Raw genomic sequence first — 21,369 nt, 5'->3', positions numbered from 1 at the left:
TAATTGAGGCGTGTAAAAAGCATGCCCGGTGGAGGTTATAGTTATGAAAATGAAGGAGATAAGGGACCTGGCCAGGGAAAGATCCGTAAAACTGCCTTACGCGGTAAGCAAGGTACAGGCGGTTCGCCTGATACAGATTGCCGAGGGCAATTCAGACTGTTTCGCCAGGGTGGTGGAGGGTGAGTGTGACCAGCACGGCTGCCTTTTTTACCAGGAATGTCTGAAGCTTTCCCCTCAAGATTAGTTTTCATCCGGAAACGGTTCTTTTTCCTTTTGGCTGAGCCTGCCACGCGCCTCGCGTGGTTAATCTACACAATTATTCGTCAACGTATTAAGATACGCCTCCTCATAATTGCTTGATTTCCTTGCCAAAAGAAAAAATTCCTCGTTTCCGGAAAGAAAACCACCAATTTCAGCATCCGGAAATAAAGAATTTCCGGATGGAAACAAGACTAACTTATGTCTCTTGTTCTGTATACTCCAGGGGATCCCAACGGCCTTGGCCCGGAACTGCTCATGCTTGCAGACTTAGACAGGTTTGTCCGGGATCACGCTCTGCTTGTCATTGGTCCGGAAAAAGCCCTGGAACATCACTGCAGGCAGATGGATGCACAGAAGTTCTGGAAGAGGATTGACTCCCTGGACCGGGACAGGCTTGATAAACCCGGGATTTATCTTTTTGAGCCTGAAGGGCTGAAGGATTTTGAGCCTGCCCCGGGAAAAGAGGATGTCCAGGGCGGTTTTGCTGCCGGTGTTTCCCTGAGCACCGCCTGTGAATTTTTAAAGTACAACCAGAACGTTGTGCTGACCACCGGTCCCTTGAACAAAAATCTTCTACAGGAGGCCGGGTTCGACTTTCCCGGTCATACCGAATTTCTGGCCCACCAGTTCGGCATGGCCCAGGACCAGGTCTGCATGCACCTGTGCGGAGACAGGCTGCGGGTAAGCCTGGTCACAACCCACCCCCCACTGCACCTGGTCCCGGAGCTTGTCACCCAGAAAAAAATACTGCGCTGCCTGCGCCTGACCCACGCCTTCATGGTCCGGCTGGGTGAGGGGCACAAGCCCCTGGCGGTGTGCGGCCTGAACCCTCATGCCGGGGAGGGCGGCAAGACAGGTACTGAAGAGACGGAAACCGTCATTCCGGCAATAGAACAGGCCAGAAGCGAAAAAATTAATGTTCAGGGCCCCTTTCCTGCGGATACGGTTTTTTACCGGGCCTGGAATAACGAGTTTTCCGCCGTGCTGGCCATGTATCATGACCAGGGGCTGGCTCCCCTGAAGCTTGTGGAGTTCGGCCGGTGCGCAAATGTCACCCTGGGGCTGCCGGTGGTCCGGACTTCAGTGGACCACGGCACCGGGTTTGAGCTTGTCGGCACTGGCCGGGCCAGTCCCCGCAGCCTGGAAAAGGCGCTGGATCTGGCCCTGCGCCTGGCCCCGGAAGATGGGATGTAGTCAGGGGTCAGGAGTCAGGGGTCAGGAGTCAGGGATCAGAAATCAGGGGTCAGGGGTCAGGGGTCAGGAGTCAGAGGTCGGAGGTCAGGGGGCGTGATTTTTTATCAACTTTTAACAAATAACTGATAACTCTTAACTCCCAGGTTCTTGACAGAGGGTTATCAATGCTGATAAGTATTTGCGCTCAGCAGCACTACAGGCGCGTAGCTCAGGGGGAGAGCACTTGCTTGACGCGCAAGGGGTCAGGAGTTCAAATCTCCTCGCGCCTACCACGCTTACTGTTTTGCCAGGGAGGTCCCAAGCCTCCCTTATCTGTTTATAAACTGGAGAAAAAATGGTTAAAGTGTCCGGAGCCCCGGAAGAGATCCAGTTGAGCACCGGGGCGACCTGCCGGGAAATCCTGTCCAAGGCCCTGTCCGGGAAAAAATTTAAAGAAGCGGTGGCCTGCCGCTGTGAAGACCGCCTGTACGACCTGGGTTCGGAGGTTGATGAGCAGTGCGGGGTGCTTGAGCCGGTTTCCCTTTCCAGCCCGGAAGGACTCAAGGTGCTCAGGCACAGTGCGGCCCATATCATGGCCGAGGCGGTGAAGACCATTTTTCCGTCGGCCAGGGTGACCATCGGCCCGGACATTGAGCATGGCTTCTATTACGATTTCGATTATGAACGTCCCTTCACCCCGGAAGACCTGGAGAAGATAGAGGCCGAAATGGCCCGGAGCATCGCCCAGGATCAGCCTTTTGAAAGGGTGGTCATGTCCAGGGAAGAAGCCAAAAAGGTCTTTCTGGATATGAACGAGACCTACAAGCTGGAGATCCTGGACGAACTGGAAGAAGATGAGGTGTCTTTATACAGGCACGGTGATTTTATCGACCTCTGTCGCGGTCCGCATGTGCCGAGCACAGGTTATGTAAAGTCCTTCAAACTCACCTCTGTGGCCGGGGCATACTGGCGCGGGGATGAAAAACGTCCCATGCTGCAGAGGATCTACGGCACAGCTTTTGCCTCAGACAAAGAGCTCAAAAAGCATCTGACCCGCCTGGAGGAAGCCAGAAAGCGCGATCACCGCAAACTGGGGGCGCAGCTGGATCTTTTCAGTTTCAGCGAAGAGGCCGGTCCGGGAATGCCCATTTTTCATCCCAAAGGGGCGCTTATCCGCACCATTCTCGAGGATTTTGAGCGCAAGGAGCATTTAAGGCGCGGGTATCAGATTGTGCAGGGTCCTCAGATACTGCGCAGGGAGCTCTGGGAAAAGTCCGGGCATTACGATAATTACCGGGAGAACATGTATTTTACGCACATAGATGAGCAGGTCTACGGCGTAAAACCCATGAACTGCCTCTCCCACATGCTTATATACAAATCTAAGCTGCGCAGCTACCGCGACCTGCCTCTGCGTTATTTTGAGCTGGGCCGGGTGCACCGGCATGAAAAGTCCGGCGTTCTGCACGGCCTGCTGCGGGTACGGGAGTTTACCCAGGACGATGCGCATATCCTTTGCCGTCCGGATCAGCTGCAGGACGAGATTACCGGGGTGGTCAATTTTGTCCGGGACGTCATGGGACTTTTCGGGTTTGAGTACGTGGTGGAGGTGAGCACCCGTCCGGAAAAGCACATCGGATCCAGCGAGGCATGGGAGAAATCCACAAGGGCCCTGACCAGCGCCCTGGATGCACTGGATATGCCCTATGAGATAAATCCAGGGGACGGCGCATTCTACGGCCCCAAGATAGATATCAAGCTAAAGGATGCCCTGGACCGCAAATGGCAGTGCGCCACGGTGCAATGCGATTTCACCCTGCCGGAGCGTTTTGACCTGACATATACCGGTGAAGACGGCAGGAAATACAGGCCGGTAATGTTGCATAGAGTGGTCCTTGGTGCTATAGAGCGCTTTCTAGGTGTGCTTATAGAGCACTACGGCGGAGCATTTCCCACATGGCTGGCCCCTGTGCAGGCCCGTATCATGAATATTACCGATGCCCAGGCCGGGTATGTTCATGATTGTGCGGACCGCTTTAGGCAGATGGGTATCCGGGTGGAAGTGGACGACCGTAACGAAAAGCTTGGGTACAAGGTGCGCGAGGCCCAGATGGAAAAGATTCCATACGTGCTGGTGGCCGGAGACCAGGAGGTTCAGGAGTCTGGCCTGAACGTGCGTTTAAGGGGCGGCAAAAACCTGGGGCTTATGAGCATCCAGGAAGTTGCGGATCAGATTTTTCAGGACATGGATGAACCGTTTAAGAAGGGAGGATTGAGTTATAGATACCTCTACTAAGGCTCGCCGCAATAAGCAGATCATGGCGAGGAAGGTACGTGTAATCAATGGCGAAGGCGAGCAGCTGGGCATTATGGACACCGGCCAGGCCCTGGACATGGCTCAGAGTTCGGGCTTTGATCTCGTGGAAGTGGCCCCCAACGCTGATCCCCCTGTATGCCGGATTATGGATTTCGGCAAATACCAGTATCAGCAGCAGAAGAAAAAGCAGGAAGCCAAGAAAAAGCAGTCCAGAGTCCAGGTCAAGGAAATCAAGGTTCGTCCCAAAACCGACGTAAACGACCTGAACACCAAGGTCCGCCATATCCGCAAATTTATTGAAGAAGGAGACAGGGTTAAAGTCTCGGTTTTTTTCAGGGGCCGGGAGATGGCTCACAAGGACCGCGGAGCAGATATTTTAAACAAGGTGGTGGAGCAGACCTCGGACGTGGCCAGGGTGGAACAGGAACCCCGCTATGAAGGCAGGACCATGCACCTGCTTCTTTCCCCGGTGGGACCCAAAAAGGCCTGATTTACCATCTGTACAATATGATTTTAACTCCAGGAGGATAACATGCCTAAAATAAAGACCAGGCGCTGCGCCGCCAAGCGTTTTTCCATAACCGGAAGCGGCAAGGTCAAAAGACGGCAGCAGAACAAGCGGCACATTCTGACCAAGAAAAATGCCAAAAGAAAGCGCAGGCTGGGCAAGCCGGCTATCGTGGACAAGGCCAACATGTCCTCTGTTAAAAGGATGTTGCCCCACGCTTTCTAGTTTTCATCCGGAAACGGTTCTTTTTCCTTTTGGCGGCGTCAATCTGCACAATTATTCGTCACCGTATTAAGATACGCCTCCTCATAATTGCTTGATTTCCTTGCCAAAAGAAAAAACTCCTCGTTTCCGTAAAGAAAACCAATAGCTTCAACATCCGGAAAGAAAGGCTTTCCGGATGGAAACTTTCTAAATTTGCCGGGGATGCCGTTTTCAATTTACCCGGCTAAAGCTGAACATAAGAAATAATACAACAGGGAGAGATACTTATGCGGGTCAAGAGAGGCAAGACCGCCAACAAGCGGCATAAGAAATACTTGAAGATGGCCAAGGGCTACCGTGGCTCCAGAAGCAGGCTGTTTTATACTGCCAAGGAAACTGTGGAAAGGGCCCTTTGCTATGCATACCGGGACCGCAGGCAGAAAAAGCGCGATTTCCGCAAACTGTGGATAATCCGCATCAATGCCGCAGCCCGGGAGCACGGCATGTCCTACAGCCGTTTCATGAGCGGGCTGAGCAAGGCCGGCGTGGAACTGAACCGCAAGGTTCTGGCTGACATGGCTGTACATGAAAAGGCCGCTTTTGCCCGGCTGGCGGAGATGGCCAGGACCGGGGCCAACTGATGAATGCCGTCCAGGAAATCAATTCCAGCCTGAAAAGCCTGATCCAGGAATTTAAGCATGTTCTGGATCAGGCTTCTTCTTTGCAGGACCTTGAAGAGGCCAGGGTGGCTTTCCTTGGACGCAAGGGCAGGCTGGCCCGGATCATGTCCAGGCTTCCGGAGCTGGACCCTGCAGACAGGCCCGAAGCCGGCAGGACAGCCAACGAGGTCAAGACCGAGCTGGGCAGAATCCTGGAAAGCAGAAAAGCAGAGCTGGAAAAGCAGGCCGCTTCTGAGGGAGATAAAACCTTTGACCCCACCCTGCCGGGTCGCACCCCGGATATGGGGTCTGTGCATCCAGTGACCCGGGTGATCCAGGATATAAGCGATATTTTTACAGGCCTTGGTTTTGAAATCGTCACCGGACCGGAAGTGGAGACGGATTTCTACAATTTCGAGGCCTTAAATCTCCCCCCGGGACATCCGGCCCGGGACATGCAGGATACTCTGTACATTTCCGAGTCCTTAGTGCTGCGCACCCATACCTCCCCGCTTCAGATCAGGACCATGGAGAAAAGGCGTCCCCCCCTGGCGGCCATTGCCCCGGGCAAGGTCTACCGCAGGGACTCAGATCTGACCCATACCCCTATGTTTCACCAGATTGAAGGCTTCCTGGTGGATACCCATGTCAGCATGGCTGACCTGCGAGGCACTTTGACCGCTTTTGCCCAGCAGATTTTTGACTCCGAGGTCAAGGTGCGTTTCAGGCCCAGTTTCTTCCCCTTTACCGAGCCCAGTGCAGAAGTGGACATCAGCTGCGTCATGTGCCAGGGGCGCGGCAGAAATGAAGACGGCACAACCTGCAGGGTGTGCAAGGAAACCGGGTGGGTGGAAGTGCTGGGATGCGGCATGATCGACCCCGAGGTGTTTCTGCAGGTGGGATATGATCCGGAAATGTATACCGGATTTGCTTTCGGCCTGGGTGTGGAAAGGGTGGCCATGCTCAAGTACGGGATCAATGACCTGCGCATGTTTTTTGAAAACGACATCAAGTTTTTGAACCAGTTCGCCTGAGCCTTCCAGGCACAATAACCAAAACCATCCTCAAGGATACTGCAGATGCTTTTAAGTTTATCCTGGCTGCGGGAGTTTACACCTTACAAAGGCAGCATAGACGAGCTATCCCACAGGCTGACCATGGTGGGCCTGGAGGTGGAGGAGATTGTCCGGCCTTTTACCCATCTGGCACCCATGGTGGTGGGCCGGGTTGTGGAGAAAAGACAGCACCCCGGGGCGGACAAACTGTCCCTTTGCAGTGTGGACACGGGCTCTGGTGAAAGTCTCAGCATAGTGTGCGGCGCTCCCAATGTACAGGCCGGCCAGAACGTGGCCGTGGCCCTGGAGGGGACAGAGCTTCCCGGCGGCCAGGTGATAAAAAAAAGCAAAATCAGGGGTGAGACCTCCCAGGGAATGATCTGTTCCGAGACAGAGCTGGAACTGGGCCAGGATCCATCCGGGATAATGGTCTTAGACGACTCCCTTGTGCCGGGAACAGGGCTCTGTCAGGCCCTGGACCTGGAGGAATTCGTCCTGGATATCGGGGTCACCCCCAACAGGCCTGACTGTTTAAGCGTTCTGGGCCTGGCCAGGGAAGTGGCCGCCCTGTTCGACCTGCCCCTCTACAAGCCGGACCCGGCGCTGCAGGAAGACAAGTCCAGGCACTGCCCGGATGAAGTGCACATAGATATAGAAGATCCTTCGGGATGCCCCCTGTACCAGGCCCGGATAATCTCCGGGTGCTCCATAAAGCCCAGCCCGGACTGGATGCGCTACAGGCTCATGGCTGTAGGTGTCCGGCCCATCAACAATATAGTGGATATAACCAACTACGTCATGCTGGAGCAGGGCCAGCCCCTGCATGCCTTTGACCGCCACCTCCTGGAGGGCCATAAAATCAGGGTGGACCGGTCCCGGCCGGGATTTAAGTTTACCACCCTGGACCAGCAGGAAAGGGAACTAAATGACCGCGATCTGCTCATCTGGGACAGCGAGAAGCCCGTGGCCCTGGCAGGAGTCATGGGCGGGGCCAATACGGAAATAAATGACCAGAGTACCGAGGTGCTGCTGGAATGTGCTGTATTCAACCCCTTAGACATCAGGCAGACCGCCAGGAGACTGGGGCTGCACAGTGAATCCTCTTTCCGTTTCGAGCGGGGCGTGGATCAGGCCAATGCCCCCTTTGCCCTGGACCGGGCAGCAAAGCTCATGTCGGAGCTGGGTCTGGGCAGGGTGTACCAGGGAGTATCCAGGGCTGAACCCAGGCCCTGCAAGCCGGTGCAGGTTTATTTCCGCCGCGAGCGGGCCAACAGCCTGCTGGCCCTGGATGTGGACCAGAATTACTGCCGCAGGGTTTTGACCTCTCTTGGCTGTGAAGTACAGGAAGAGGGCGGGGGGATGCAGGTTACAGTTCCCAGCTATCGCCCGGATATCACCCGGGAAGTGGATCTCATAGAGGAGATCGGTCGGATTTACGGCCTGGACAAGACCCCGGAGCACCTGCCCAAGGTGCAGAAATCCCTGCACCAGGAAGCCTGGGACAGCGAATACCGGTTTCTGGGGGATATAAAGCAGTGGGCCAGAGGCCTTGGTCTGCAGGAAGTCATCAACTACAGTTTTGTGGGCATGTCTGACCTGGATTTTCTGGGGGTTCCCCTGGAAGGCAGGGTAAAAGTCTTCAACCCCTTAAGCGAAGAGCAGGACGTGATGCGTACCCATCTTCTGCCGGGGCTTTTGCAGACCCTGAAGCACAACCTGGGCCAGGGCAATACCAGGCTCAAGCTCTTTGAAGTCGCCAGAAGCTTTGAACAGGACGAGTCTTCAGAGACCGGGGTGCGGGAAAACAACCGCCTGGCCCTTCTTCTTTACGGGCGCAGGCACAGGGGGCACTGGCCGCATCCTGAAGATGACGCGGATTTTTATGACCTCAAGGGGCTTGTGGAAAATCTTTTGGGAGTTTTTGTCGGCCATGAGGGACGTTTTGTCCTGCACAAGGAGCATCCTTACCTGGATCCGGCGGTGGAGTGCATATGCCGGGAAGAAAGCCTGGGGATGCTAGGCCGGGTGCGCCAGGAAAAAGCCAGGGCGTACAAGGCCAGAAAAGATATCTGGTACTGCGACCTGGACCTGGATTTACTGCAAAGCCTCGGCAGCCTTTCCAGGCCGCAGTTTCAGCCGTTGCCCAGGTTCCCCGTGGTCAAGAGGGACATGACCGTAGTTACCCCTATGGAACTTGGCTATGACCAGCTGCGCCAGGTTGTGGAAAACGCCGGGCTGGACATACTGGAAGATCTCTCCCTGGTGGATGTTTATCTGCCACCGGAACAGCAGGAAAAGAAGCTTACCCTGCGCCTGACTTACCGCCATCCTGAAAGGACCCTCAAGGACAGCGAAGTGGACAAAGAGCAGCAGAAGCTGGCTGATCTGCTTCTTAAAAAGTTGCCGGTGGGATTTCCTTGATTTTTGTGCCGGCCTGGTTAATCTTTATCCCATGTCAGAGGAAAAAGAATATCTGAAAATAGGCCAGGCCGCAGAGCTTCTTGAGCTTGAACCCTACGTGCTGCGCTTCTGGGAAAGCGAGTTCCCCCAGCTGCGCCCCATGCGCACCCCCAAGGGCCAGCGCCTTTACACATCTGAGCATATTCAGCTCCTTGCCCGTATCAAAAAACTTCTTTACCAGGACAAGCTGACCATCGAGGGAGCAAAAATGCGCCTGGAAGAAGAAGCCCGCATGGCAGGCATCCTTGCAAACATCAGGGATGAACTGCAGCAGATCAAAGATATCCTAAAGTCGTAACTGCGCCTGCCTTCATATTTTGAAAATCATTCAAATTTCTTTGTTCGGCTGTTCGGGTCGGACCAAGCCAATATATTGAAAATATTTGATAAGAGTTCTTTTTTTGCTTGATTTTGAGTCTTAGAACCGCCATTTTGATATGGAAAAAGTGGTTCTAAAGTTCTATTCTCCAGGGCGACAACTATCCTTACACATGGGGTTAGCGGCGTTATGTGTCATAAAAATGCTTCTACCTATTGACATTGATATCATTATTGATGCTATCTTAATATGACAAAAATCGATGACATGCTTGAAAAGATTCGGTGGAACCCCAAGGATGTTCGCTATTCTGATTTATGCAAGATTTGTGACCATTTTTTTGGCGAACCCCGACAGAAAAAAAGCAGCCATCGAATTTACAAAACTCCATGGGAGGGTGATCCACGAGTAAATATTCAAAATTCGAAAGGAAAGGCCAAAACATATCAGGTTAAACAGGTTCTTTTGGCTATTGAAAAACTGGAGGGCAATCATGGCACAAAAAAATGATAAATATACATACAGGGTTACATGGTCTGAAGAGGATAATGAATATGTTGGACTATGTGCTGAATTTCCAGGCTTGAGCTGGTTGGCGGATACGCCTGAGAAAGCTTTAAAGGGTATCCGGAAGACGGTGGCAGAGGTTATATCTGATATGGGTGAAAACAAAGAAACTATTCCTGAACCGATAGCATGCAAGCGTTATAGCGGAAAGTTTATGGTGAGGATTCCGCCTCATGTCCACAGAAAGTTAGCTATTCAGGCGGCCGAATCCGGTATCAGCCTGAATCGAATTGCCAGCTCAAAGCTAAGTCAATAGCCGATAGTACCGGCACCACACACAACCACAGCATCACCGACCGGGAAACAGCGGCCCCGCTTCGCTTTGCTGCTGCTCCCCGGCGGCTGAAGCCTGGCGTTATGCTAAAATTTGTTCACTTGACAAAGCGTACGTTAAGTCGTACTAAATTAAAAATTAAACATTGTTTGTCGAGGTCAAATATGCCCACATTAACGGCAACTGAAGCAAGATCCAAACTTTATCGCCTGATTGACGAGGCAAAGACATCCCACGAGCCGATTGTGATAACAGGTAAACGGGGCAGCGCCGTCCTGGTCTCGGAAGATGACTGGCGTTCCATCCAGGAAACTCTGTACCTGCTGAATATCCCTGGGATGCGCGAATCAATTCGTAAAGGCCTGGCCACTCCGATTGAAGAATGCTCTGAGGAAATTGAGTGGTAATGTGGAGAGTCGTTTTTGCCAAGCAGGCTCAAAGAGACGCAAAAAAATTATCAGCTGCGAAATTGCAGTCAAATGCCCAGATATTGCTGGAAATTTTGCGTAAAAACCCCTATCAGTCACCTCCTCCCTGTGAAAAGCTTGCAGGCGACTTAACTGGAGCCTGTTCGCGTCGTATAAATATACAACATCGCTTAGTGTATCAGATTTTAGATGATGAAAAAGTGGTCAAGATCATTCGCATGTGGTCCCACTATGAATAAGTTGGCACTGCATTTGTCCACTGTTTGTTCGGTGATCAGATCGGGTCGGACCCAGCCAATAAAGTAAATCGCCATCCGTACTGGTCGGAAGGATTGCTGTTGATTATTGCACACTTTAGGTCAAGCGCTGAATGTGCAGCGGAGCGCATGGAAATGTTCCCCCCGCTAACCCGCTTAAACCCATCATTGACTTTTGGCGGCACGTAAGACAACAAATAAAAATGTGCAAACAAGTTCCAGTTGATGCCTTGGCTGCAGACAGGGTTTCCCCAATGCAGATTACACCCGACAATTTCGGAGGGGATGGAGGATGCAGATTGAAATGGAAAGGAATAAAGCATGCCCACAGTGTTAAGGCGCGGTCCATACCGTTTTTTCTTTGTGGCCCTTGATCAGGCAGAGCCTCCACATATACATGTTCAACGGGAAAAAATGGTTGCCAAACTCTGGCTTGATCCGGTTGTGCTGCAGAACATAGGCGGGTTTGGACGCAATGAATTAAATGCCATTGCAAAGCTGGTCAACGAAATCAACAATTTTTCATGGAGAAATGGAATGAGTTCTTTAGCCGTTGAAAAACAGGGAGCACGGGCTCAAAATATTTTTGTCAGTGATGCTTCGCTACAAATCGATCTTACTGACGGCCGCACAACCATAGTTCCCTTAATGTGGTATCCACGCTTGTGGTATGGGACCCCGGAAGAAAGAAACAATTATCAAATCATTGGAGACGGTGAATACATTCATTGGCCTGAGCTGGACGAAGACTTGACGGTTTCTGGTATTATAGCCGGACATAGATCCGCAGAGAGTCCCAGTTCATTGAAAAGATGGCTTAACGAGCGGATGAAAAAGTAATTATTTAAAGAACACTATAGGCCACTCCCGTCAGACCGAGAGTCTATATTTTCATGAACTGGTGTACCTTGTTCAGTGGGAGAGGCTGGGCGTGTACCGGTTCCTGCTTGCATACGGCGCAGGCCTGATGCAATTCCGATACAAAGACAGCCCCTTGGAAAAAATGGCATATTTTTTACAGCTTGATTGTAACCATTCAGGGGGGCAGGTACCGGCCAAAGGGACAGTCCCCGCGACACTTGTCCTGCACAAATTCACAAAGTACAGACGCAAAATTTTGTGACGCTGCATAATCATTACTTAGCGGGGGACAGTCCCCTGGCCTTGTGCCATTAGTCACCACCGAGGACCCCCTGAATGCTTACGCTTGATTTTGACAAGGGGATTTTATCTGCCTTTGATTATCAAGCCCGGTTCCAGATGGCTTACTCCGGAAAGCGCTATGAAGATGCGCCTGCAAAAAAAAATTTTGGCAGGCGTATCTGGACCGGGCGTGACAGGCCCTGTTTAACTTGACAGAAGGCATGGATTTCAAAGAAACTTCCCGGCGATGACTTATGATAATTTCAAGACAGGAGCCTGAATATGCTTGATTTTGATGAGCTGACAATTCGCGACCAGGTGGCTGACAGCAGTGTGATTTTTCAGCGGGGGCGCACTTTATACGAGGACGGGGCCTACATGTGCATGGAGGCCCTCCCGGAAGAGGGCAGGTATGAGTACCAGGTGGACGGCAACTACGGGGACTATTCCACTGTAGTGGTTGTGGGGGATAATGGCCTGGACTGTTCCTGCGACTGCCCGTATCCCGGCCCGGGGTGCAAGCACGTGGTGGCAGTGGCCCTGGATGTGCTGGACCGGGTCCAGGATTGGCAGGACAAGTCCAGTACCCAGGAGCCGGAAAAGCTTTCGGACTATCTTACTCCTGAAGAAATCCGGGAAAAAGCCATGGAGGACCGCCGCAACCGGGCCAGAAAAGAAGAGTTCAAACTGATCCGCGGGGACATGATCAAGGGGGATCATCTCCTGGAAACAGAGCAGGGCAGGCAGTACAGGGTAACCCTGCATGACCCGGCTAACGGGCTGGGACATTGTTCCTGCCCGGATTTCAATACCAATCAGCTGGGCACCTGCAAGCACCTTCTGGCCCTTAAGGAACAGCTCCTTAGAAAAAAGGATCTGGAGCAGGGCCGGGAGGAACTCTTTCCCTTTGTGGATGTATACTGGGACTCTGCCCAGGGCCTGCCCAGGCTTTTCTGTGAACGCCCTCCAGGCGAGATTCAGGAGATTGCCCCGGTACTGGAGAAATATTTTGACCAGGAAGGCATTTTCAGGTTTGAAAACCTGGGACGCATGCTGGATTTTATGGATGCGGTGCGGGAGCGCAAGCAGGTGCGCATCCGGTAGGAAGTGCACAACCGGGTGGATGAGTATCTTTTGAAGCAGGAAGTAGATGAGCTTTCCCGGGAAGAGCTTCCCTCTCTTGAGGGCATAAGTACGGCCCTTTATCCCTACCAGATAGAGGGGGTGCGTTTCGGGCTGTATCGAAAGGCCGCACTGATCGGTGATGAGATGGGTCTGGGAAAGACCCTGCAGGCTATTGCCCTGGGTATTTTAAAAAAAGAGGTGTTCGGCTTCAACCGGGTCCTGGTAATCACCCTGGCCTCTCTCAAGGAGCAGTGGAAGCGGGAGATTGAAAAATTTACCCGGGAGCAGGCCGTGGTGGTGGCCGGATCGGCCGGAATGCGCCAGCAGACCTATTTTCAGGATGAAAGCCTGTTCAAGATAACCAACTATGAGGCTGTGCTGCGAGATGTGAGTACCCTGCGCCGCTTCAAGCCTGACCTGGTCATCCTGGACGAGGCCCAGAGGATCAAGAATTTCGCCACCAAGACCGCAGATGTGGTCAAGAGCCTGCCCCGCAAACATGCACTGGTTCTTACGGGCACTCCCCTGGAGAACAAGCTGGAGGATGTTTACTCCATTGTGCAGTTTCTGGAGCCGCACATGCTGGCCCCGCTATGGAAGTTTGCAGCGGATCACTTTATGCTCAGCCGCGAGAAAAAGGACAAGATCCTGGGGTATCGAAACCTGGATCTTCTGCATGAAAAGTTAAAGCCTCTGGTAATCCGCAGGCGCAAGGAAGATGTACTCAAGGATCTGCCGGACCAGGTCACCAATACCTATTACTTAGATCTGTCCGAAGTTCAGGCCAAGATGCACGACGGGTACAAGCAGTACCTGCTGCCCCTTTTAAACAAGAAGTTTTTGACCCCCATGGACGTTCGCCGCATACAGGAACTGCTTCTGCAGATGCGCCGGGTGTGTGATTCCACCTACCTGGTGGACCGCAACACCAGGATCTCGCCCAAGCTAAAGGAACTTGAGGGCATCCTGGATGAAATCGTGGTCCAAAGCGGGCGTAAGATGGTCATTTTCAGCGAGTGGACCACCATGACCTACCTCATAGCCAAACAGCTATCCAGAATGGGCATCAACTTTGTGGAGTTAAGCGGCAAGATTCCGGTGCACAAACGCCAAGCCCTGATTGACGAGTTCACCAATAACCCGGAGTGCAAAGTTTTTCTGTCCACGGATTCCGGGGGGACCGGGCTGAACCTGCAGGCAGCGGACTGCGTGCTGAACTTCGAGCTGCCCTGGAACCCGGCCCGGCTGAACCAGCGTATCGGGCGGGTGAACCGCATAGGACAGACCAGCACCAGCATAAATGTCATCAACCTGGTGAGCAAAAACAGCATTGAGGAAAAGATACTGGCCGGAATTCATCTAAAGACCGAGCTTTTCAGCGGCGTGTTTGACGGCGGCGTGGATATGGTGGAGTTTTCCAGGGAAAAGCGCAACCAGATGCTAAATGAGCTCCGGGCCATGATGGGCCAGGAAATGGAGGAAGACCTTGGGGGTAAAGAGTCCAGGGTCTCCGAGGATATCCCCGAGGATACGCCGCATTTTTTAAATCCCCAGGCCCTGGCTGAATCACAGCAGGAAGATTTTCCAGGGACGCAGGTCCAGGGCGCGTCTGAACCCGAAGACAGGCCCGGGGGTGAGCAGACGGCAATGGCTGAGGAAAGTCAGGCCGCAAACGATGCAGGCCAGTCCCGGCATGACACCGGAAGTGAGCCTGGCGTCCCTGATAAAAGTCCGGAAAAGATGGAGGCTGTGCTCAATCAGGGACTGGAATTTATGAGCGGGCTTCTGGAAATGGCCACTGGACAGAAGCTGAACAAGACTGAAGAGGACAAACCCATGCTCAAGGTGGACAGGGAAACCGGAGAGGTGACCATGAAGTTCAGGCTGCCAGGGTTTTAAAGCTTTCCCATCCGAAGATGTTTTTTTGACTTTTAACATTTGCATTTAACGCGGGCCATGCCCGCAACCCATTTTTTTCACGCAAAGGCGCCCAGTTAAATCCTCTTCGAGGTGCTTACGCATTTAACCGGGCAAGCAAAGATCGCTAAGGAAGGCAGCCTTGTCCAAAACCGTGGCCCGATTTTGGACAATACACCTGCTTCGCGTCTTTAACTTTGCGTACTTGGCGTCTTTGCGTGAGAATTTTCTTGTTTTTTGTGACCTCAGTGTATTGGAAGAAGATTTATCACGCCAGAGGCGTGACAAGCAAGGTTTCAGGAGTAAGTCTAATTCCGATTTGCATTCAAGATGATCTTTGTGCCCGTTGTCATCAAATGTTTGACACCACAGAGATGACAGAGATTCACAGAGAAAAAGGCATAAGATGACACTGCTAAATCTGTGTACCTCTGTTTCCTCTATGGTAAAATTTTTTTCTGGTTTTCCGAATATAGTGATATTCATAACTGTCTGGAAAAATCATCTTGATTGCAACTTGGAATAATCCCCTGCAGGCCAGTGCCTCCACTGCATGAGCAGGGGAAAATAAAGGCCGAGCTCTACAGGCCCTGGTTCTGCGGCCTGCATGAGCCGGGCATAGGTCTGCATGCGCTCCTGGTAGCGGGCCTGCTCCTGGTCCAGGAAACGCTGCACATCTTTTCCTGAATGCCGGCTGATCTTGTAGTCTATGATCCAGCGCAGGCCGGCATCATCCACAAAGGTGCGGTCCATGGATACGGCAACAGCCTGGCCGTTGTCCAGGCCGCTCAAGGCGTATTCATTGCGCGCCCTCTGCCTTGGCCCCAGAATCCAGCGCCCTGTATCATGGTTCAGGGTGTTCTCCAGGGCCTGCTGCACCAGGTCCACCCCTTCTTCGAGACTCTTTTCCAGCATGCCCAGGTCCATTAGCTGGCGGGCAAAGACAGACTTGAGCCCCCGGATTTTCTTTACGCTCCACTTGTGAATTCCCTCCTCGGCCATAGTCAGCATCCAGCGGTGCACGCATGTGCCGGCCAGGCGGATGGTCTCCCCGGCCCAGTCAAAGACTATGCTTTCCTGTCCGGGATCCGGCCGGCTGTCTGAAGGGGTGGTGATTCCTGCAGGGAGCCGGGGAGGCTGCCAGTCCTGATGCAGGCGGTAAAGTGTCTGCCCTGCTGAAGCTCCGTGTTCTTCCCGGGTATCTGCATCATCCCGGGGGGTGGCCGCAGCCCGTTCAAATTCGTCCTTTACCGCCGGCCACAAAGACTCCAGAAGAGAGCCTCCGGCCGGCTTTGACGGCAGTCCTTTTTCCGTCAGTCCGGTATGACCCAGGAGGTGCAGCCTTTTTCTGGCCCTGGTGCAGGCCACGTACAAAAGCCTGCCGTCCTCGTGGCTGGTCTTGCGGGCCATGAGGCGCTGGATATAGGCATAGACCGGATCTTTATCCTCACCGGTGGCGGTTTTGGGGGCCATGAGCAGGTCGGTGTGTCCCCGGGGCGAAGTACGCTCCATCCAGACCAGGAGAGGGTTTTCGTCAGATCCCGGGGCCCGGCCCAGGCCGGGGATAATAACGGTGTCAAACTCCAGTCCCTTGGCCTTGTGGATGGTCATGACCTGCAGATCCTGGCCGGCGGAGGTGTCCGGTCCTGCATAAAGCCCGGCAACGGCGTTTTCCAGTTCGTCTACTACCCTGTGGGGAGAGTGTTCCAGACGCTGTTGCAGCAGTCTGAAAAAAACATCCGCGTCCCGGCGCTGGCTTTGAGAGTGCAGGCAGTCCGGTCCCCCCAGGGCCTTCCAGCAGGACTCCACCTGACTGCGCAGTCCGCTGCGCTGCCTTTGCTGTAGAAATTTCAAGAGGATTTCCCTGACCCTGTCCAGGCGTCTTCGGCCCTGAGGACTCAGGCTGGACAAAATGTCCTGGTCCTGGATGCGGTTTACAATGAAAGCATCCTTGTCCGCGGCCAGGATGGCCAGGTCCTCCAGGTCCAGACCGCACCAGGGGGCGCGCAGGACCGCCAGCCAGGCCAGGTTGTGCCCCGGGTGAGTCAGGGCCCGGGCCAGGGAGCACAGGTCCTGGATTACCGGGCGGCGGCTCAGGGGGTCTATTTCCACGGCCTGGTACTCAAGGCCGCTCTGGCGCAGGGCCGGTAATGCGGCCTGCAGGTGGGGCCTGCTTCGCACCAGGATGGCCACGGTGCCTCCGGGGTCTTCCTGCCTGGCCTGCTGGACCAGGGATACAATCCGGCTGCTTTCCGGCTGGAAATCTGCATCGAAAAATGGATGTACCTGTACGGCAGGATCTTCCAGGGGGGGCAGAAAGGCATGGGAGCCGGAGTAGGGCACGCTTCCGGTCATCTGATCTTCCACCTCGGGCAGGACCCGGGGAAAGGCCTGGTTGGCCCAGTCTACTATGCCGGCCTGGGATCTGAAGTTGACCGTGAGCCGCAGGGGCTCAAGGGGGATATGGTCCAGACCCTGGCTTCTGGCCTGGAGAAAAAGGCCCACTTCGGCCTCCCTGAAGCCGTAGATGGACTGCATGGGGTCCCCCACTGCAAAGAAGGTTCTGCCGTCCCCCGGGGTCCAGCCCGCGGTCAGGGCCAGCAGGAGCTGGTACTGGGAGATGCTGGTGTCCTGAAATTCATCCATGAGCAGGTGCTGGATGCGGCTGTCCAGGACCAGGGCCAGGTCTGTGGGGTCCTCATCCGTGCCCAGGGCCTGCCTGGCCCGGGTGGTGATCTCGGTGAAGTCCACGCTGCCCTGGTCCTGAAATTCCAGCTGCAGGCAGGCCGCGGCCAGGCGAAGCACGTCAAAAAGTGCTTCCAGGGTCTGCCACTGGGAGCCTGAATACGTGGTCCCGGGCAGCAGGCGTACCTCCTGCAGCCGCATTTCCAGTCCGGGAATGCAGGCCAGAGTCTGCATACAGGCCTTGAACTGCGCCTTCATTTCCTCCAGCCTGACCTTGAGTTCAGGGTCCCGGGTGCCGGAGGGGGCGGGAAAACCCAGACTCTTGTCTGCAGTGCGGCGGATTGTCCCGCCCTTGGTTAGGCAGAACCGGGCCAGGTCTAACCAGGCCGGGTGGTCACGGCAATTGCAGCCTGGAAGGGAGTCAAGCCCGGCCAGTCTTTCCAGGGTGGACTTCTGGTCCTCATCCTGAAGGTTTGAAGCTGCAAACCCGGCCAGGCGAGCAATCCTTGGCAGTTCCTCTAAGGGCATGAGCCGGCTTACTTCCTTTAGTTCCTCCTCTACCGCCCGGGTCAGGGCCTGTTCCAGGTATTGTCGCTGCAGGCGGCTGTTGCCCGGGTCGGCCAGGTGGCGAAGCCATTTCTCTCTCTGGGGGAGCATGCCGGCTATGAGGCGGCAGGTCTTGTCGTGGTCGTTGTCAAGGTGGCGAAGCAGGACGCGGATGGATTCCCTCCAATGCCCTGCATCCGGGGAAGAGTTGTGCAGCTGGGCCAAAGTGGACCGGGCCGCCTGCAGATACATTTCCCCGGGATTGTCGTTTATTCTTCCCTGGCCGCCCAGGCTGGAGAGGAGGGGCATGCGGGATACAAGCCCGGAGCAAAGAGAATCTATGGTCTGAATGCGCAGCCTGCCCGGGGAGGATTCCAGTTCCCAGCCAAGGCTGCGGCTTCTTTCCAGGACCCGGGCGGCCAGGTCCAGGGTGGTCTTTTCATGGGGTGCACCGGGTGTTTCCCCGTCAGCCGCCCGGGAGAGGGCCTGCAGGATGCGGGTGCGCATCTCCCCGGCGGCCTTGCGGGTGAAGGTGATGGCCACCACCTCTTCCGGGGCCTGGACAGTGCATAGAAGGGCCAGGGTGCGCTGGGTCAGCAGTTCGGTCTTGCCCGATCCGGCCGGGGCCTGGACTATGAATGAACGTTTAGGGTCCAGGGCTTGACTTCGCTGTGCTGCGTCTTCAATTTCAGGTGACATCAGGGGGTTCCTGTGTAAAAGGTTGTCCGGTTTCAAATATGCGGCAAATAGATTCCAGGTCGCACTGGCGGCAGGCGTTAGGGCTTTCCGGATCAACCCGGGCCTGGCCCTGCATGAATTCCTGGGCCAGCTTTTCCAGGCTTTTTTTCCAGTCCTGCAAAAGTTCGTCCCAGTGCTGGTAATGACTGGTAAGCTTATGGGATGCAAAGCCCTTGCAGCCGGGCACTATGCCGTCCTCCTGTCCCAGGCCCACAAAGGCGCATTCTCCCTTGCGCACAACCCCGAAATAAACCCCGGCTACATGTTCGGGGCAAAACAGGGTGTAAAGGGGGACCTGGGGCTCCACCGGGCGCTTTTTGAACCATTCGGACATGGCATGCCTGCCGGACTTGTAGTCAATTACCACCAGCCTTCCGTCTTCCAGGCGATCCATCCTGTCGGCCACGACATTCAGCTCCAGCCCATTGATGCTGATGTTTGAGCGTTTCTCCAGTTCCTGCACCTGGAAGGGCTGTCTTTGTTCCTCCAGGGCCAGCCATTCCTGCAAAAGATCCTGCAGGCGCTCTCTTTCCAGTTCCTGAAACCGGGAGGTCATTGTCTGCGGCCTCTGGGAATGCATTTCCCGGATGGCCTGATCCACTGCCTGGTCAATCATCTGCAGACGCCTGTCGCCTGTCAGATTAAGAAGAGCAGCCTGATCCCGGCAGGATTGCCAGAAATATTCCAGGGCCGCGTGCATGATTATGCCCCTCTCGGGGGGACCCAGGCCCACGACTGGTTCTTCCAGGCTCCGGGCGTGCATGCGGTGACGGGCAAAGGCCTGGAAGGGACAGAGTGCCTGGGAGCGAAGCACCCCGGTTCCTCCGGGAGCCCGGGATGCCTGGCTCAAGGGCGGGGCCTGTTCATTCTGGAAATATTTAAGCTGCTCCCCTGGAGAAAGTCCCGCCCAGGGGTCCGGGTCGGGCAACAGCCCGGGCTCATTGAATTCCAGGCCTGATATCTCCCTTAACAGGGGGCTGGGCAAAAGTTCCAGATCCTCTTCCCGGCAGGGGTAGCTGAGTATGGCCCGGGAGGTGTTCTGCAAAAGCCTGTGCATGATCCTGCGGGCGTAATCCAGTTCATGCTGCGGGCTTGAACGGGGCATATCCAGGTGTTTCTGCAGAGATACGGGCAGAAAGGGGCTGGGCTCGGGAGACTGGGGCCAGGCCTGGTCGGTAAGCCCCATGATCCACAACTCGTCAAAGGATTCGCTTTCCGCTTCCAGCATGCCCATTATGCGTACCCGGACTTCAGGCGGTTCCGGCTGAAATATGGTCTCATTAAGTATCCGGCTGAGTGTCTGAGTCGCCTGGGACATGCCCGTGGAGGGCATTACCCGGTCCAGGCCGGCCAGGCGTTTGAGGCAGGCGTTGAAGGCCTGCACGGTCTGGTATTCATGACTGCTGAGGGTTATGTCCCCCGGCCAGCCCAGATCCTGCAGCAAAAGATCAAGATCCTGGGCCCAGGCACTGGGAGGCTGGGTTGATGGCAGCTCCTTGATCCTGGCCTGAAAGGCCTTGAGGCTCCGGGCAAGAACAAGGCAGGACCAGGATTTTGAACTGTCTGCGGCCTTGTCCAGAAGGAAGGAAAAAGAGATCTGTGGTTCGCGGGTTTTGCGCAGCAGTGTTTCCAGGCCGCTGCGGGCTGGTGTTTCACTTTTTGCCCCTTTCAGGAAAGGGGAGTTCAAGACGGCACTGACTGTCTCCAGGGGCAGGGGGTCCAGGCGCAGATCCAGAAGGTGCAGGGCAGAGCGTATCAAGGGATAGCCGGACAGCGGTCTTCCCAGGGACAGGTCATAGGCCCGCTTTTCCGGGGGCAGGGGTTCAAAGGCAGTATCCGGATGCAAAACCGCATCAAAGGTGTGTATGATTTCCTGGCGCACAGAGTAGAGATCCGGGACCACCACCCCTATGCGCTGTTCATGGTCTGATTCAAGCTTAGTGCGCACCCACAGGGCACAGGTGCGCATCTCCTGCTCCCGGTCTGCCAGGGGCATCAGGGTTATTGCGGGGTCGTTGCGGGCGGGTTCCAGGTGGTTTATCTTACAGCCAAGACCATCCAGGACATCCAGGATATGCTCCTGAACCGGGCTTAGATTTTCCAGGCCGGCCAGAACCAGGTGTGCGGGGCAAGGCAGGCAGCCCTTCTCAAACATGCGGGCCACATGCCGGGTATGCCTTGCCTCCTCCATCCAGCCGCGGCCTTGGGTATAATCCCTGAAAGCAGTGCTCCATTCCAGAAAGGCCCTGTGGTCAGGAGAGCTCCAGAGTGCCGGGTCCTGTTGGTCCTGCAGGTTCCATTGCTCAAAAAGGGTCCATGCCCGGGCCGCCTGGCGGGCTGTTTCCTCCAGGTGCAGAAGTCCCCGGGAGTGCGGGGACTGCCGGATGATATCCTCCCACAGAGAAAGCTCCTGGTCCCGGGTGATGGGCAAGGGGTGGGAAACATCCGGGTGGTGGTAGGTGATCTCTTCCATGCAGCGCATGATCCAGCTGCTCAAGGGCAGGATATCCGGAGTCTCCCAGGCGGTGCGGCCAGTTGAAGCCTGGTGGCTGGTAAAGCGCTGCAGCAGGCTGCGGCTCAGCCTGCGGTTTACTGTGAGCAGCAAAGCTCCCTCTTCCAGGGCCTGGAAAACATCCTTTTCAGAAAGATAATGGGTTTGGGGCATGGCTTGAATTATAAAGGAAAACTACAGGATTTCAAGGGGGAGAAGGAGAGTGTTTGGCTTGACAGATA

At 54.9% G+C, this 21,369-nt stretch carries 18 protein-coding genes and 1 tRNA gene; 17 read left to right on the top strand and 2 right to left on the bottom strand.

Annotated elements, in window-relative coordinates:
• The first annotated feature begins 43 nt into the window (after positions 1-43).
• The 17 genes from DTHIO_RS12825 (at position 44) to DTHIO_RS12750 (ending at position 14,649) form a co-directional block, all read left to right on the top strand.
• Positions 44-244: a hypothetical protein gene (locus DTHIO_RS12825; RefSeq protein WP_008870700.1), complete on the top strand. Its 201-nt coding sequence runs from the start codon at positions 44-46 to the stop codon at positions 242-244.
• A gap of 215 nt (positions 245-459) precedes the next feature.
• Positions 460-1,455: a 4-hydroxythreonine-4-phosphate dehydrogenase PdxA gene (pdxA, locus tag DTHIO_RS12820; protein ID WP_008870699.1), complete on the top strand. Its 996-nt coding sequence runs from the start codon at positions 460-462 to the stop codon at positions 1,453-1,455.
• Positions 1,456-1,652: 197 nt separating this feature from the next.
• A tRNA-Val gene (locus tag DTHIO_RS12815) sits at positions 1,653-1,727 on the top strand.
• A 62-nt stretch (positions 1,728-1,789) separates the two neighbouring features.
• The gene (thrS, locus tag DTHIO_RS12810) at positions 1,790-3,730 is read left to right on the top strand and encodes a threonine--tRNA ligase (protein WP_008870698.1); all 1,941 of its coding nucleotides are present in this window, start codon (positions 1,790-1,792) and stop codon (positions 3,728-3,730) included.
• A 22-nt stretch (positions 3,731-3,752) separates the two neighbouring features.
• Positions 3,753-4,241 (top strand): translation initiation factor IF-3, encoded by a 489-nt coding sequence (infC, locus tag DTHIO_RS12805; RefSeq protein WP_008870697.1) that lies wholly within the window; start codon positions 3,753-3,755, stop codon positions 4,239-4,241.
• A 42-nt stretch (positions 4,242-4,283) separates the two neighbouring features.
• On the top strand, positions 4,284-4,484 hold the full coding sequence (gene rpmI, locus DTHIO_RS12800; protein ID WP_008870696.1) for a 50S ribosomal protein L35: 201 nt from the start codon (positions 4,284-4,286) through the stop codon (positions 4,482-4,484).
• Between the two features lie 266 nt (positions 4,485-4,750).
• Positions 4,751-5,104: a 50S ribosomal protein L20 gene (rplT, locus tag DTHIO_RS12795; protein ID WP_008870695.1), complete on the top strand. Its 354-nt coding sequence runs from the start codon at positions 4,751-4,753 to the stop codon at positions 5,102-5,104.
• Positions 5,104-6,156, top strand: a complete 1,053-nt coding sequence (pheS, locus tag DTHIO_RS12790) for a phenylalanine--tRNA ligase subunit alpha (RefSeq protein ID WP_008870694.1) — start codon at positions 5,104-5,106, stop codon at positions 6,154-6,156. Before rplT ends, pheS begins: the two co-directional genes overlap by 1 nt.
• A 45-nt stretch (positions 6,157-6,201) precedes the next feature.
• Complete coding sequence (gene pheT / locus DTHIO_RS12785; RefSeq protein ID WP_008870693.1) at positions 6,202-8,598, top strand: phenylalanine--tRNA ligase subunit beta; 2,397 nt, start codon at positions 6,202-6,204, stop codon at positions 8,596-8,598.
• Positions 8,599-8,629: 31 nt separating this feature from the next.
• Positions 8,630-8,935 (top strand): MerR family transcriptional regulator, encoded by a 306-nt coding sequence (locus tag DTHIO_RS12780; protein WP_008870692.1) that lies wholly within the window; start codon positions 8,630-8,632, stop codon positions 8,933-8,935.
• A gap of 270 nt (positions 8,936-9,205) precedes the next feature.
• Entirely contained in the window at positions 9,206-9,466 is a 261-nt protein-coding gene (locus DTHIO_RS12775) for a toxin HicA (RefSeq protein WP_008870691.1), read from the top strand.
• On the top strand, positions 9,450-9,779 hold the full coding sequence (locus DTHIO_RS12770) for a type II toxin-antitoxin system HicB family antitoxin (RefSeq protein WP_008870690.1): 330 nt from the start codon (positions 9,450-9,452) through the stop codon (positions 9,777-9,779). The genes DTHIO_RS12775 and DTHIO_RS12770 overlap by 17 nt, the downstream gene beginning before the upstream one ends.
• Before the next feature lie 182 nt (positions 9,780-9,961).
• Entirely contained in the window at positions 9,962-10,204 is a 243-nt protein-coding gene (locus tag DTHIO_RS12765; RefSeq protein ID WP_008870689.1) for a type II toxin-antitoxin system Phd/YefM family antitoxin, read from the top strand.
• Positions 10,204-10,464, top strand: a complete 261-nt coding sequence (locus DTHIO_RS12760; protein ID WP_008870688.1) for a Txe/YoeB family addiction module toxin — start codon at positions 10,204-10,206, stop codon at positions 10,462-10,464. The genes DTHIO_RS12765 and DTHIO_RS12760 overlap by 1 nt, the downstream gene beginning before the upstream one ends.
• Before the next feature lie 339 nt (positions 10,465-10,803).
• On the top strand, positions 10,804-11,322 hold the full coding sequence (locus DTHIO_RS22100) for a DUF2442 domain-containing protein (protein WP_008870687.1): 519 nt from the start codon (positions 10,804-10,806) through the stop codon (positions 11,320-11,322).
• A gap of 585 nt (positions 11,323-11,907) precedes the next feature.
• Positions 11,908-12,729 (top strand): SWIM zinc finger family protein, encoded by an 822-nt coding sequence (locus DTHIO_RS22095; RefSeq protein ID WP_008870686.1) that lies wholly within the window; start codon positions 11,908-11,910, stop codon positions 12,727-12,729.
• 15 nt (positions 12,730-12,744) lie between these two features.
• Positions 12,745-14,649 carry a DEAD/DEAH box helicase gene (locus DTHIO_RS12750; RefSeq protein WP_208596417.1) on the top strand — a complete coding sequence of 635 codons (1,905 nt, stop codon included), beginning with the start codon at positions 12,745-12,747 and terminating at the stop codon, positions 14,647-14,649.
• 519 nt (positions 14,650-15,168) lie between these two features.
• Here the strand turns inward: DTHIO_RS12750 and DTHIO_RS12745 are convergent.
• Positions 15,169-18,597: a UvrD-helicase domain-containing protein gene (locus DTHIO_RS12745; RefSeq protein ID WP_008870683.1), complete on the bottom strand. Its 3,429-nt coding sequence runs from the start codon at positions 18,595-18,597 to the stop codon at positions 15,169-15,171.
• Complete coding sequence (locus DTHIO_RS12740; protein WP_008870682.1) at positions 18,587-21,301, bottom strand: PD-(D/E)XK nuclease family protein; 2,715 nt, start codon at positions 21,299-21,301, stop codon at positions 18,587-18,589. Before DTHIO_RS12740 ends, DTHIO_RS12745 begins: the two co-directional genes overlap by 11 nt.
• Between the last annotated feature and the right edge of the window lie 68 nt (positions 21,302-21,369).

The organism is Desulfonatronospira thiodismutans ASO3-1 (assembly GCF_000174435.1).
Taxonomy (GTDB): Bacteria; Desulfobacterota; Desulfovibrionia; order Desulfovibrionales; family Desulfonatronovibrionaceae; genus Desulfonatronospira; species Desulfonatronospira thiodismutans.
The sequence above is the reverse complement of the archived record's forward strand: the minus strand, read 5'-3'. Positions and strand labels throughout refer to the sequence as shown.

Excerpts from the sequence above, each read along its gene's own strand:
- DTHIO_RS22100 (WP_008870687.1), top strand. The coding sequence starts at position 10,804 with ATGCCCACAGTGTTAAGGCGCGGTCCATACCGTTTTTTCTTTGTGGCC.
- DTHIO_RS12765 (WP_008870689.1), top strand. The coding sequence starts at position 9,962 with ATGCCCACATTAACGGCAACTGAAGCAAGATCCAAACTTTATCGCCTG.
- rplT (WP_008870695.1), top strand. The coding sequence starts at position 4,751 with ATGCGGGTCAAGAGAGGCAAGACCGCCAACAAGCGGCATAAGAAATAC.
- DTHIO_RS12770 (WP_008870690.1), top strand. The coding sequence starts at position 9,450 with ATGGCACAAAAAAATGATAAATATACATACAGGGTTACATGGTCTGAA.
- DTHIO_RS12740 (WP_008870682.1), bottom strand. The coding sequence starts at position 21,301 with ATGCCCCAAACCCATTATCTTTCTGAAAAGGATGTTTTCCAGGCCCTG.
- DTHIO_RS12775 (WP_008870691.1), top strand. The coding sequence starts at position 9,206 with ATGACAAAAATCGATGACATGCTTGAAAAGATTCGGTGGAACCCCAAG.
- rpmI (WP_008870696.1), top strand. The coding sequence starts at position 4,284 with ATGCCTAAAATAAAGACCAGGCGCTGCGCCGCCAAGCGTTTTTCCATA.
- pdxA (WP_008870699.1), top strand. The coding sequence starts at position 460 with ATGTCTCTTGTTCTGTATACTCCAGGGGATCCCAACGGCCTTGGCCCG.
- DTHIO_RS12760 (WP_008870688.1), top strand. The coding sequence starts at position 10,204 with ATGTGGAGAGTCGTTTTTGCCAAGCAGGCTCAAAGAGACGCAAAAAAA.
- DTHIO_RS22095 (WP_008870686.1), top strand. The coding sequence starts at position 11,908 with ATGCTTGATTTTGATGAGCTGACAATTCGCGACCAGGTGGCTGACAGC.
- DTHIO_RS12825 (WP_008870700.1), top strand. The coding sequence starts at position 44 with ATGAAAATGAAGGAGATAAGGGACCTGGCCAGGGAAAGATCCGTAAAA.
- pheT (WP_008870693.1), top strand. The coding sequence starts at position 6,202 with ATGCTTTTAAGTTTATCCTGGCTGCGGGAGTTTACACCTTACAAAGGC.
- DTHIO_RS12780 (WP_008870692.1), top strand. The coding sequence starts at position 8,630 with ATGTCAGAGGAAAAAGAATATCTGAAAATAGGCCAGGCCGCAGAGCTT.
- thrS (WP_008870698.1), top strand. The coding sequence starts at position 1,790 with ATGGTTAAAGTGTCCGGAGCCCCGGAAGAGATCCAGTTGAGCACCGGG.
- DTHIO_RS12745 (WP_008870683.1), bottom strand. The coding sequence starts at position 18,597 with ATGTCACCTGAAATTGAAGACGCAGCACAGCGAAGTCAAGCCCTGGAC.
- infC (WP_008870697.1), top strand. The coding sequence starts at position 3,753 with ATGGCGAGGAAGGTACGTGTAATCAATGGCGAAGGCGAGCAGCTGGGC.
- pheS (WP_008870694.1), top strand. The coding sequence starts at position 5,104 with ATGAATGCCGTCCAGGAAATCAATTCCAGCCTGAAAAGCCTGATCCAG.